The organism is Pseudomonas sichuanensis, from assembly GCF_003231305.1.
Lineage (GTDB): Bacteria > Pseudomonadota > Gammaproteobacteria > Pseudomonadales > Pseudomonadaceae > Aquipseudomonas > Aquipseudomonas sichuanensis.
This window is the reverse complement of record NZ_QKVM01000003.1, coordinates 146,413-158,824: the sequence shown is the minus strand read 5'-3', so window position 1 is coordinate 158,824 and position 12,412 is coordinate 146,413. Positions and strand designations below refer to the sequence as shown.

General features: G+C 63.4%; 11 protein-coding genes. 2 read left to right on the top strand and 9 right to left on the bottom strand.

Annotated elements, in window-relative coordinates; genetic code table 11:
* The first annotated feature begins 65 nt into the window (after nt 1-65).
* Both DM373_RS02735 and DM373_RS02730 read left to right on the top strand, forming a co-directional pair.
* Complete coding sequence (locus DM373_RS02735; RefSeq protein WP_110992096.1) at nt 66-2,432, top strand: penicillin acylase family protein; 2,367 nt, start codon at nt 66-68, stop codon at nt 2,430-2,432.
* Nucleotides 2,433-2,595: 163 nt separating this feature from the next.
* A complete protein-coding gene (locus DM373_RS02730) occupies nt 2,596-3,414 on the top strand; it encodes an alpha/beta fold hydrolase (RefSeq protein WP_110992095.1) in 819 nt (272 codons plus the stop codon).
* A 123-nt stretch (nt 3,415-3,537) separates the two neighbouring features.
* On the opposite strand, the gene DM373_RS02725 is transcribed toward DM373_RS02730, so the two are convergent.
* The 9 genes from DM373_RS02725 to DM373_RS02685 all read right to left on the bottom strand — a co-directional run bounded on the left by DM373_RS02725 (nt 3,538) and on the right by DM373_RS02685 (nt 11,978).
* Nucleotides 3,538-4,410 carry a transporter substrate-binding domain-containing protein gene (locus DM373_RS02725; protein ID WP_110992094.1) on the bottom strand — a complete coding sequence of 291 codons (873 nt, stop codon included), beginning with the start codon at nt 4,408-4,410 and terminating at the stop codon, nt 3,538-3,540.
* Entirely contained in the window at nt 4,407-5,180 is a 774-nt protein-coding gene (locus DM373_RS02720) for an amino acid ABC transporter ATP-binding protein (protein ID WP_110992093.1), read from the bottom strand. Before DM373_RS02720 ends, DM373_RS02725 begins: the two co-directional genes overlap by 4 nt.
* A complete protein-coding gene (locus tag DM373_RS02715) occupies nt 5,177-5,836 on the bottom strand; it encodes an amino acid ABC transporter permease (RefSeq protein WP_110992092.1) in 660 nt (219 codons plus the stop codon). Before DM373_RS02715 ends, DM373_RS02720 begins: the two co-directional genes overlap by 4 nt.
* Nucleotides 5,817-6,482, bottom strand: coding sequence for an amino acid ABC transporter permease (locus DM373_RS02710; RefSeq protein ID WP_110992091.1), 666 nt, complete (start codon nt 6,480-6,482; stop codon nt 5,817-5,819). Before DM373_RS02710 ends, DM373_RS02715 begins: the two co-directional genes overlap by 20 nt.
* A gap of 612 nt (nt 6,483-7,094) precedes the next feature.
* Nucleotides 7,095-7,880 carry a MetQ/NlpA family ABC transporter substrate-binding protein gene (locus DM373_RS02705; RefSeq protein WP_110992090.1) on the bottom strand — a complete coding sequence of 262 codons (786 nt, stop codon included), beginning with the start codon at nt 7,878-7,880 and terminating at the stop codon, nt 7,095-7,097.
* 182 nt (nt 7,881-8,062) lie between these two features.
* Nucleotides 8,063-9,010, bottom strand: coding sequence for a sigma 54-interacting transcriptional regulator (locus DM373_RS02700; RefSeq protein WP_110992089.1), 948 nt, complete (start codon nt 9,008-9,010; stop codon nt 8,063-8,065).
* A gap of 63 nt (nt 9,011-9,073) precedes the next feature.
* On the bottom strand, nt 9,074-9,655 hold the full coding sequence (locus DM373_RS02695; protein ID WP_110992088.1) for an alpha/beta hydrolase: 582 nt from the start codon (nt 9,653-9,655) through the stop codon (nt 9,074-9,076).
* Nucleotides 9,656-9,841: 186 nt separating this feature from the next.
* A complete protein-coding gene (locus DM373_RS02690; protein ID WP_110992087.1) occupies nt 9,842-10,480 on the bottom strand; it encodes a peroxiredoxin in 639 nt (212 codons plus the stop codon).
* Between the two features lie 166 nt (nt 10,481-10,646).
* Nucleotides 10,647-11,978 carry an OprD family porin gene (locus tag DM373_RS02685; RefSeq protein ID WP_110992086.1) on the bottom strand — a complete coding sequence of 444 codons (1,332 nt, stop codon included), beginning with the start codon at nt 11,976-11,978 and terminating at the stop codon, nt 10,647-10,649.
* Nucleotides 11,979-12,412: the final 434 nt, after the last annotated feature.

Here is a 12,412-nt window from a genome sequence, read left to right as displayed (position 1 = left end):
TGCTCAGTGCGCGAATCCGCCGATGATCGGACCACATTTTTCGCTCGAGTGCACAAGGAGTCTCGATGAAGCGCAGCCTGACCCTGCTGGCCGTGGTGATTGCCGTGGCCGCTGCCGGCGCCGGTTACTGGTATGTGCAGGGCAAGCAGCCCCAGCGCGAGGGCGAACTGGCCGTCGCCGGGCTGCAGGCGCCGGTCACCGCCCGTTATGACGCACGCGGCGTGCCGCACCTGCAGGCGCAGAACGAGCAGGACCTGTACCGCGCCCTGGGTTACGTGCACGCCCAGGACCGCCTGTTCCAGATGGAGATCATGCGCCGCCTGGCCCGTGGCGAGCTGGCCGAGGTGCTGGGCGACAAGTTGCTGCCCACCGACACCCTGTTCCGCAGCCTGCGCATCCGCGAGCAGGCCGCGCTGATGGTGCAGCGCCAGGACCGCCAGGGCCCGGCCTGGATAGCCTTGCAGGCCTACCTCGATGGCGTGAACCAGTGGCAGGCCAGCCATCCCAAGCCGATGGAGTTCGACCTGCTCGGTATCACCCCGCGCCCATTCACCGCCGAGGACACCCTGAGCATCGCCGGCTACCTGGCCTACAGCTTCGCCGCGGCCTTTCGCACCGAGCCCGCGCTCACCTACATCCGCGACCAGCTCGGCGCCGATTACCTGAAGATCTTCGACCTCGACTGGCAGCCCGACGGTGCCATCGCCACGCCGCTGGCCGCCGCCGACTGGCGCAGCCTGGAGCAGTTGGCGCAGCTCAGCCACGAGGCCCTGATCGAGGCCGGCATCCCCCAGTTCGAGGGCAGCAACGCCTGGGCCGTGGCCGGCAGCCGCACCCGCAGCGGCCGCCCGTTGCTGGCGGGCGACCCGCACATCAGCTTCGCGGTGCCGGCGGTGTGGTACGAGGCCGAGCTGTCGGCGCCGGGCTTCAACCTGTACGGCTACTTCCAGGCGCTCAACCCGTTCGCCCTGCTTGGCCACAACCGCGACTTCGGCTGGAGCCTGACCATGTTCCAGAACGACGACGTCGACCTGATCGCCGAGAAGACCAACCCGGCCAACCCCGAGCAGGTGATGGTCGATGGCCGCTGGCAGACCCTGGAAAAAACCGAGCAGCAGATCGCCGTCAAAGGCGAGCAACCAGTGCCCCTCACCCTGCGTCGCTCGCCCCACGGCCCGATCGTCAACACGGTGCTGGGCAACAGCGCCGGCGCTGCGCCCATCGCCATGTGGTGGGCATTCCTGGAAACCGACAACCCGATTCTCGAAGGCTTCTACCAGATCAACCGCGCCGACACCCTGGGCAAGATGCGCGAAGCGGCAGCCAAGGTGCAGGCGCCAGGGCTGAACCTGGTCTGGGCCAACGCCCGTGGCGATATCGGCTGGTGGGCGGCGGCGCGCCTGCCGATCCGCCCGGACGGGGTGAACCCGGCGTTCATCCTCGACGGCAGCAGCCGCCAGGCCGACAAGCCCGGCTTCTACCCGTTCAGCGTCAACCCGCAGCAGGAGAACCCGGCCAGCGGCTACATCGTCTCGGCCAACTACCAGCCACCGGCGGTGGTGCCGGTGCCCGGCTACTACAACCTGGCCGACCGCGGCCGCCAACTGGACCGCCACCTGAACAACCCGGACATCAAGTGGGACACCCAGAACAGTCAGGCCCTGCAACTGGACACCAGCAACGACTACGGCCCACGCACCCTGGCGCCGCTGCTGGGCACCTTGCGCAGCGTGGCCCAAGGGGACGAAGAGAAAGAGCTGGTCGAACAGCTGGCCGCCTGGCGCGGCGACTACCCACTGGACTCCACCAGCGCCACGCTGTTCAACCAGTTCCTCTACGAATTGGCTTTCGCCGCGCTGCATGACGAGCTGGGCGATACCTGGTTCCCGATCCTGATCAGCACCCGTGCCATCGACGCGGCCCTGCCGCGGCTGGCCGCCGACCCGGCCTCACCCTGGTGGAACCTGCGCGGCGGCAATGAGCACACCGACCGCAGCGCCATCGTGCGGCTGGCCTGGCAGCGCAGCCTCAAGCACCTGGACGAGACCTTCGGCAAGGACCCGGCCAGCTGGCAATGGGGCAAGGCCCACACCCTCACCCACAACCACCCGCTGGGGGTGAAAAAGCCGCTGAACCTGCTGTTCAACATCGGCCCCTTCGCCGCCCCGGGCACCCACGAGGTGCCGAACAACCTTTCGGCGAAGATCGGCCCGGCGCCCTGGCCGGCCACCTATGGCCCCTCCACCCGGCGGGTGATCGACTTCGCCGACGCCGGCGCGGCCTTGACCATCAACCCGGTCGGGCAAAGCGGCGTGCCGTTCGACAAGCACTATGGCGACCAGGCAGAGGATTACATCGAGGGGCGCTACCACAAGGCGCGCATGGGGGTGATCCCGGCGCAGAGCACGTTGCGCTTGGTGCCTGAGCGATGACGATCGTGAAAACCTGGCCCCTGTGGGAGCGGGTTTACCCGCGAAGCAGCCTGCTCGATCTGCAAGGCATGGCAAGGGCTTCGCCCTTGTTCGCGGGTAAACCCGCTCCCACAGGGCCTTGTCACGATGACCAAATTTGCTATCCCCATTCATGAGATAACCCATGCAAAAACACTTCATCGAAATCGACGGCGCGCGCATGAGCTATGTCGACCAGGGCCAGGGCTTCCCCGTCCTGCTCGGCCATAGCTACCTGTGGTCGGCCGCCATGTGGCAACCGCAGATCGATGCTCTGTCGGAGCACTTCCGGGTCATCGTGCCCGAGCTGTGGGGCCACGGCGATTCCGCCGCGCCACCGGCCACGACCACCGACATGAGCGCCTTGAGCCGCCAACATCTGGCCCTGCTCGATGCGCTGGATATCCCCAAGTGCCACCTGGTCGGCCTGTCGGTCGGCGGCATGTGGGGCGCGCAGCTGGCCATCGAACACCCGGAACGGGTCGATCGCCTGGTGCTGCTGGATACCTTCCTGGGGGCCGAGCCGGAGGCCACGCGGCTGAAGTACTTCGGTTTGCTGGATGCCGCCAGCGCCGCCGGCACCTTCCCCGACCCACTGCTGGATATCGTGGTGCCGATCTTCTTCCATGCCGGGGGGCAGACGGTGCCTGAAGTGCGTGAACGGTTCCGCGCCGACTTGCAGGCGAGCAGCGCGCAGGCTATCCGCGAAAGCCTGGGCCCGATGGGGCGGGTGATCTTCGGGCGGCCGGATCTGCTGGCGCGGCTCGGCGAACTGCCCGCGGATCGGACCATCGTGATCTGTGGCGATCAGGACATTCCCAGGCCGCCCGAGGAGTCGAATGAGATGGCGCGGTTGATTGGCTGCCTGGCGGCGCAGATTCCGTTTGCCGGGCATATCTCCAGCCTGGAGAACCCGAGGGTGGTGAATGATTTCCTGTTGAACTGGTTGCCGCGCAATAGCTGATATCGCTGGGGCCGCTTTGCGGCCCTATCGCGGCACAAGGCCGCTCCTACAGGAGAATGCGATCCCCTGTAGGAGCGGCCTTGTGCCGCGATAGGGCTGCGCAGCAGCCCCAGAATCAGATAATCAACCCTGCCACTTGCCCCCTTCGACAATCACGCTCTCAGGCTTGGTGTCGTCGCTCAGTTCTTTGCGCACGTACTGGTCATAAAGCTTGAGCAGGAACTTCTCCTCCCCCAGCTTGGCCAGCTCGGCATTCACCCAGTCGCGCAGCTCGGCATTGCCCTTCTTCACCGCCGGGGCAATCGGTGCTTCCTCGCCCAGCAGTTGCGGCAGCACACGGTAGCCCGGGTTCTGCTTGGCCCAACTGAACAGGATCAGGTTGTCCTGGGCATAGGCATCGCCACGGCCATTGGCCAGGGCGGCCAGCGACTCGCTGTTCTTCTCGAACTTGAGCAGCTTCCAGTCCGGGTGGTGCTTGGTCAGCCAGATATCGGCGGTGGTGCCGGTGGTGACGATGATGGTCTTGTCGGCCAGCTCGTCGAGCTTCTGCACCGGGCTGCCGTCGGCAACGATGGCCTGCACGGCCACGCGCAGGTTGGGGTTGGTGAAGTCCACCGCCTCCTTGCGCTCAGGGGTGACCGTCATGTTGGCGAGGATCAGGTCGACCTTGTCGCTCTGCAGGAAGGGGATGCGGCTGGCGGGCTCGACGGCGACGAACTCGACCTTGTTCTCGTCGCCCAGCAAGTCCTTGGCGAAACGCCGGCCGATGTCGGTGTCGAAGCCGACGTAGCGGCCGCTTTCATCGACGAAGCCGAACGGCGGCTTGTCGGTGAACACACCGACGATCAGCTTGTCGCGGGCCTTGATGGTTTCCAGGTAGCTGGTGGCGGGCGAGGCGGCAGCGGGCTTGGCCGGCTCATCGGCCTTGTTGCAGCCGGCCAGCAGGGCCAGGCCAAGCAGTGGAGCAAGCAGTTTGGCAAAGGGTGCGGTGTTCATGACAGTTCCTTGTGCAGTGTCTTGGGCAGGCTTTCGACGAAAGAGAATTTCTCCAGGAACTGCTGCGCGCGTGCGGTCTGCGGTTGGGTGAAGAAGCGCTCGGGGTGGTTCTGTTCAAGGATCCTGCCGGCCTCCATGAACACGATGCGGTCGGCCACCGCGCGGGCGAAGGCCATTTCGTGGGTAACGATGAGCAGGGTCATGCCGTCACGGGCCAGGCCCTGGATCACTTGCAGCACTTCCTTGACCATCTCGGGGTCGAGGGCTGCGGTGACTTCGTCGAACAGCATCACCTGCGGGTTCATGCACAGCGAGCGGACGATGGCGATGCGTTGCTGCTGGCCGCCGGACAGCTGCCGCGGGAAGGCATCGCGCTTGTCCAGCAGGCCCACCCGCGCCAGCAGCGCTTCGGCCTGGGCCTGGGCTTCGGCGCGCTCGCGCTTTTGCACCTTGAGCGGGCCCAGCAGCAGGTTGTCCAGCACGCTCATGTGGCCGAACAGGTGGTAGCTCTGGAACACCATGCCCACCCGCTGGCGCACCTGGCGCCAGTCGGTGCCTGGGGCCAGCAGCTCCTGCCCGTCCAGGCGCAGGCTGCCGCTGTGGGCCTGTTCCAGGCCATTGAGGCAGCGCAGCAGGGTGCTCTTGCCGCAGCCGCTGGGGCCGAGGATCACCACCACTTCGCCGGCGCTAACCTGCAGGTCGACGTTGGCCAGCACCTGGTGCTCGCCGAAGAACTTGTTGAAACCGTGGAATTCGATCAATGCGCTCATGAGTGGGCCCAGCGGCGTTCCAGCACGCGTGAGGCGGCGGAAAGCGGGTAGCAGACGAAAAAGAAGAACAGCAACAGCACGCCGTAGATCAGCGCCGACTCATAGGCGCGCTCGATGATCTGCTGGCCGGCCTTGATCACCTCGACCACACCGATCAGCACTGCCAGCGAGCTGGTCTTGATGATGCGCGTATAGATGTTGATGGTCGGCGGGGTCATGCGCTTGAGCGCTTGCGGCAGCAGCACATGGGCGTACAGCTGCCAGCCGGACAGGCCGATCGACAGCCCGGCCTCGCGCTGGCCACGGGGCAGCGAACCGAGCGCGCCACGCACCACCTCGCCAACTTCGCTGGCACCCCACAGGCCCAGTACCAGCACCGCGCACCAGAAGCTGGGAATGCTCAGGCCGAAGAAGATCGGCAAGCCGAAGAACACCAGGTACAACCAGACCAGCACCGGGATCGCCCGGAATAGCTCCAGGTAAACCTGCAACAGCACGTTCAGCAGCCGGTTGCCGAGGGTGGCCAGCACGCCGTAGAGCACGCCGCCGAGGGTGGCAAAGCCGATGCCCAGTGCCGAAATCGCTACGGTTTGCCCAGCGCCGGCAGCCAGTTGCGGCAGCGACACCTGCAGCAGTTCAAATGCCGAACTGGCCATGTTGCAGCCTCCTTTCCAGGCGGCGCAGCAGCAGCGACAACGGCAGGAAGATCAGCACGCACAGCAGGGTCAGCACCGCGAGCATTTCGTAGGTCTTGTAGTACAAGGCGATGTAGTTCTTGGTGGTGTAGAGGATCTCCGGCACCGCCACCGCCGAGACCACGGTGGTCTCCTTGAGCAGGAACACGAAGTTGGCGAACAGTGCCGGCAGGCTGAGGATGCCCGCTTGCGGCAGGATCACATGGCGCAGCAGCTGGCCTTCGGACAGGCCGATCGAACGCCCGGACTCCAGCTGTGCCCGCGGCACCGCTTCGACACCGGCGCGCAGCACTTCGGTGAGGTAGGCGCCGCCCATGAAGGTCATGGTGATGATCGCCGCGGCGAAGCCCGAAATCTTCACGCCCACGCTCGGCAGGGCAAAGTAGACGAAGAACAGCTGGATCAGCAGCGGCGTGTTGCGTGCCAGCTCCACATAGCCCTGCACCAGGCGCCACAGGTACGGCGTGCGAAACACCAGGATGGCCGAGTTGAGGAGCGCCACCAGCAACGAGGTGGCGATGGCGATCAAGCCGACCTGCAAGGTCACCCCCAGCGCCTTGAAGAAAGCCGGCAATGTGCTAAGCATGAAGGCGGTGTCGAAACTCATGGACAGGGCCTCGACACAAGGTTACGGAGGTACGGCATGGGCAGGTTCCAGGTCGGCACGAGGGTCACTCGGCGTCGTTCAACACATAGTGGCGCTGTGCCGGTAGGCACGATTAATAGACTCTAAAGGTATAAAAATATTTTTCGAAATACCTTTATTGCATATCTATATCACTGCTTGTTTCCCTCGGAAATTTCCTACATCAAACCGGGACCTTTCCCGCGATCCACCCCTCAAACAGGTTCCAAACTGTGACTTGCATGGCCCATCAACTTACAAGGACGAAAACGATGAACAGCCCCTGCTCACCTGCTGCGAATGAACAACTGCTGTGGCTGCTGGCCCTGCGCCGGGCGCTGGGTGGCCAAGGCTGACCAGCCGGCGAAGCACCGGCTTGTGTAGGAGCGGCCCTGCGCCGCGAAAGGGCCGCAACGCGGCCCCAGCGATGTTGCGGCGATGCTAAAGCGGGGACCGCTTTGCGGTCCTTTCGCGGCGCAAGGCCGCTCCTACACAGGGACGATGTAGCCGTCTGACGATGAGACCGGCAAAAACGAAAACGCCGACGCAGGATGCGTCGGCGTTTTTCGTTTCAGGCTTGGCTGGTGCCGCGTATCAGAACGCCGGCAGTACCGCGCCCTGGTACTTCTTGGCAATGAACGCCTTCACTTCCGGGCTGGTCAGCGCCTTGGCCAGTTTCTGGATGGCCTCGCTGTCCTTGTTGTCCGGGCGGGCCACCAGGAAGTTCACGTACGGCGAGTCGGCACCCTCGATCACCAGGGCATCCTTGGCCGGGTTCAGGCCGGCTTCCAGGGCGTAGTTGGTGTTGATCATGTCCAGGTCGACCTGGTCCAGCACGCGCGGCAGCATGGCCGATTCCAGCTCGCGGAACTTGAGCTTCTTCGGGTTCTCGGCGATGTCTTTCGGGGTCGCCAGGGCGTTCTTCGGGTCTTTCAGGGTGATCAGCCCAGCCTTCTGCAGCAGGAGCAGGGCGCGGCCGCTGTTGCTGCCTTCGTTGGGGATGGCGACGGTGGCGCCTTCCTTCAGCTCGGCCAGGGACTTGACCTTCTTCGAGTAGCCGCCGAAGGGTTCGACGTGCACGCCGATCACGGTCTCCAGGTGCGTACCTTTGCCTTCGTTGAAGTTCTGCAGGTAGGGCAGGGTCTGGAAGTAGTTGGCGTCCAGGCGCTTCTGGTCGACCTGCACGTTGGGCTGCACGTAGTCGGTGAACACTTTGATCTGCAGGTCGACGCCTTCTTTGGCCAGGGTCGGCTTGATCAGTTCGAGGATTTCAGCGTGGGGTACCGGCGTGGCGGCGACCACCAGCTTCTCGGCGGCAGAGGCCAGGCCTGCAAACGAAAGGGCGGCGGCCAGGGCGGTGGTCAGCAGGGTCTTTTTCATGGTGATCCTTGTTATCGAGCTGGGCCATCGCAGATGGCTACGTCAGGTGCCCACCCGTTCGAGTGGGCGTGAAACGGACGATACCGGGATTTTTTATTCCGGAACAATATCTTTTATTTAGCTGCTTATTCCAAAAACAAATGGCCATCAACGCCTTTGCTTATGAGCCGCCAAGCGCCGCTCTAGGGTGCGGGCTCATCCAGCCGCGCCAGGCTCTCGCTCAGCAACTGGCGCAGGGCCCGGAGGGTCTGCGCCTCGCGGCTGCGGCCCAACTGCCCAAGCTGGCGGGCCAGGCTGGCCAGCGGAGTGATGTCCGGCAGGTCAAGGTGCTCGGGGAGGATTTCCTCACCGTCGCTGACCAGCAGGGCGAAGTGGATGACGTTCTCCAGCTCGCGGGTATTGCCCGGCCAGGCATGGGCCTCCAGCGCCTGCTGGGCGGCCTCGCTGATCAATGCCAGCGGCCGGTCCAGGCGCACGCTGTAGATACCGACGAAGTACTCCGCCAACGGCAGGATGTCACCGACCCGCTCGCGCAGCGCCGGCAGCTCCAGCTCGCCCTCATGCAGGTAATGGTAGAGCCGCTCGTTGAAACGCCCGGCCTGCACCGCCTTGGCCAGATCGATACTGGAGGCGGCGACCAGGCGCACGTCCACCGGCTGCGGCTGGGCGGCACCGACGCGGGTCACTTCGCGGTTTTCCAGCGCCGCCAGCAACTTGCCCTGGATCGTCAGCGGCAGGTCGGCGATCTCATCCAGGTACAAGGTGCCGCCGTTGGCCGAGCCAAACCAGCCAGCGCGGCTGCTGGCGGTACCGCCCTGGCTGCCGGCGCTGTAGCCGAACAGTTCGGCGTCGGCATAGGTCGGGCTGATGGCGGCGCAGTTGACCGAGACGAACAGCCCCGCGCGGTCACTGGCGCGGTGAATCTGCCGCGCCAGCAACTCCTTGCCGGTGCCGGTCTCGCCACGGATCAATACCGGCAGCGGTTGCGGTGCCAGGCGTTCGAGGGCCTGGCGCAGCGCCTGTGAGCGCGGGTCGACGAACACCAGCGCCTTGGCGCGGATACTCAGCGGGCTCTTGTCCAGTTCGGGGAAGGTCAGCAATGGCTGGCCGAAAGGGGTGTGAAAGGTCATGGAAAACTCCCGCCCCGGTCGCATGCAGCCGGGGCTCAAGGCATTCGTGGAACGGCCGGCGGATCAGGCGCGCCGCAGCGCGCGCTGGTCGATCCGGGCCTGCAGGCGGAACAGGTAAGCGAAGCCCTGTTCCCAGCGCTCGTGGCCGGACTTGACGTTGATATGCCCGGCATTGGCCAGCAGCCCCGCCTCGGCATCCCAGGCGCGCGCCAGGTGCAGGGCCCGTGGCACGCTCACCGCCGGGTCGTTGTCGGAGCTGACCACTTGGCTTGGGAATGGCAGCGCCTGCAACGGGATCGGCGCAAAGTTGCGCAAGGCCGGCGCGCAGTTGGGCCGCTCGACATCGGCCGGCGCCACCAGCAGCGCGCCACGCACCCGCCGCAGCAGGCTCGGGCTGGCCTGGGCGGCCCAGTGGGCGACCGTGATGCACCCCAGGCTATGGGCAATCAGAATCACCGGCGAGCTTTCGGCGGCGATCGCCTGCTCCAGTGCCTGCACCCAATCGCGCCGCTGCGGGGTGAGCCAGTCCTGCTGCTCGACCCGGGCGCTGTTGGGCAGGCTGCGCTGCCAGTGACTCTGCCAATGGTTGTCTGGCGATCCTTGCCAGCCCGGCACAATCAGGTAACGAATCGACTCATTGCGCATGGGGACGCCTCCGAAAGTTTGCGTGCTTGGGGTGCAAGTATAAGGAGGCAGTTATATGCGTAAAGGAATAAGAAGCTATTTATTAATAACCAAAAATACAAAACACTAAACGACGCCCATAAAAAAGGGCCGTCGAAACGGCCCGAAATCCCTGCTATGGCTAAGAGCATTACAACGAGGATTCGCTTAACGATTGGGTTGCGGCGTCAGGCGCAGATAAGGTTTCACCGCCCGGTAACCTTTCGGGAAGCGCTGCTTGATTTCGTCCTCGTCCTTGAGCGAGGGCACGATCACGACCTCATCACCGTCCTGCCAGTTGGCCGGGGTGGCGACCTTGTGGTTGTCGGTCAGTTGCAGCGAGTCGATCACCCGCAGGATCTCGTTGAAGTTGCGCCCGGTACTGGCCGGATAGGTGATGGTCAGGCGCACCTTCTTGTTCGGGTCGATGACGAACAGCGAGCGCACCGTGAGGGTGTCGCTGGCGTTGGGGTGGATCAGGTCGTACAGGTCGGACACCTTGCGGTCGGCGTCGGCGATGATCGGGAAGTTGACCACGGTGTTCTGGGTCTCGTTGATGTCATCGATCCAGCGGTGGTGCGAGTCGACCGGGTCGACCGACAGGGCGATGGCCTTGACCCCGCGCTGGGCGAAATCATCCTTGAGCTTGGCGGTCAGGCCCAGCTCGGTGGTGCACACCGGGGTGAAGTCGGCCGGGTGGGAGAACAGCACGCCCCAGCTGTTGCCCAACCATTCGTGGAAACGGATCTTGCCGGCGCTGGAATCCTGTTCGAAATCGGGGGCGATGTCGCCGAGTTTGAGGCTCATGGAAGCGGCTCCTGTGCTGTGTCTGGCCTTGATGGGTTCAATGTGCCTGCATCCGAATAAAAATAAAAAGAATAAATATCGATTTATTTATAACCAGAACGCATACGAAATAGCAGGCACAAAAAAGCCTCGCACTAGGCGAGGCTTCTTGTTTTGCAGCTACGACTTACATGAAGGCGTAAGTGTAGTTGACGATGAAGCGAGTCTGGTCCTGGTCGGCGCTGCTTTCGCCTTCACCACGGTACACGCCCTGACGCAGGCTGAAGCCCAGGCCTTTGAGGGTACCTTGCTGGATGGTGTAGTCGACGCGGGCATCACGTTCCCACTCATCGTAGGTGCCGTGGCCCGATGCGTTACGCACGTCGTCACCACGCAGGTAGGCAACCGAGGCTTTCAGGCCTGGCACGCCCAGCGCGGCGAAGTCATAGGAGTACTGACCGAAGTTGGTGTTCTCGCCAGCACGGGCGAACTGGTTGATCATGCTGTCGGTGAACAGGTAGAAGCTGGAACCGCCAGCGCCTTCCGAGGTGCCGCTGTCGTTGACCAGGTTGCCCTGGTTCAGCCAGACGAAGCCACCGTCGTCGCCGACCTGCTGACGACCGAGCATCAGCGCGTGGCCACCCAGGGTGTAGGTGAACATGGCAGACCAAGTCTTGTTGTCGATCTTGCCCTTGTTCTTGGCGTAGCCACCGTTGTTGTTGAAGTTGTACGCGCTGTCGTGGCCGTTCTTGCCGTCGTTGCTGCTGTCGAAGTAGCGCAGGTCGGTCTTGAACGACTGGTCGTCAGCGATCTTGAAGACGTGGGTCGCACCCAGGAAGTGCTGCTTGTAGAAGTCTTCCAGGTTCGAGTAGTAGTACTGCAGGGTCAGGTCTGGAGTGAGCTTGTAGTCCAGGCCGCCGTAGCGGAATTTGTTGCTTTCGGCGGCGGAACCGGCAACCGACAGACCGGTGCGGTTGCTCGACGCACGGCCCATGGCGTGGGTCAGCTGACCGGCGTTGATGGTCAGGTTGTCGATTTCCTTCGAGGTGATGGTGCCACCTTCGAAGGTCTGCGGCAGCAGACGGCCATCGTTGGAGACCAGGATTGGCAGGTTCGGAGCCAGCGCGCTACCGAAGTGCGCTTCGGTCTTGGAGAAGCGAGCCTTGGCATTGGCGCCAACACGTGCCCACTGGTCTGCGGCGCCCTTGCCGTCATCCGGGAAGAAACCACCTTTGTGGTAACCCTTGCCGCCGTCCAGGCGGATGCCCCACAGAGCCTGGGCGTCAACACCGAAACCTACGGTGCCTTCGGTGAAGCCCGAGATGTAGTCGAGCTTGAAGCCCTGGCCGGATTCACGTTGATCCGGGCGGACTTTACCGTGGGCTTCACGGTTGTCGTTGTTGAAGTACATGGTGCGCGAGCTCAGGGACAGTTTGCTGTCCTCGATGAACCCTGCAGCGCCTGCTTGTTGGGCGAGAACCCCCAGTGCCACGGCCAGGGCCAGGCTGGACTTGTACATGTTTTGCTCCTCTACGTTCTAATTTTTGTGCGTCACAAGCGGCAGGATCTTTTGCCCCACTCGCCCGGGATTGGCGATTTAGCACCAATGCGTGACCGCCAAGTCAATGCTCAACGATCGATTTGCGACTTTGGTCTAAGCCGCCGTCCTGCGCTACAGGATAATGACAATCCTATAAATCCAAAATGACCGTTTTATGAATCTGTAAGATTTTTAAGGAATAACATTGGAACCTTTACTGCGAAAGGTTGTATCGACGTCGTCAATCATACCTTTAGGTTATGTGCAAACGTTTGGCGCCCCGCTGCCGTACGGCCCCCCGGCCGGAACCGAAAAAGCGTAGCAGCCGTTCGCTATTACGCCAGCCGCCCGATCACCCCCACAGCCTTAAAGCGATTGGCTCCTAAGCTAATGCAAAAAAGTTATTTATTTCT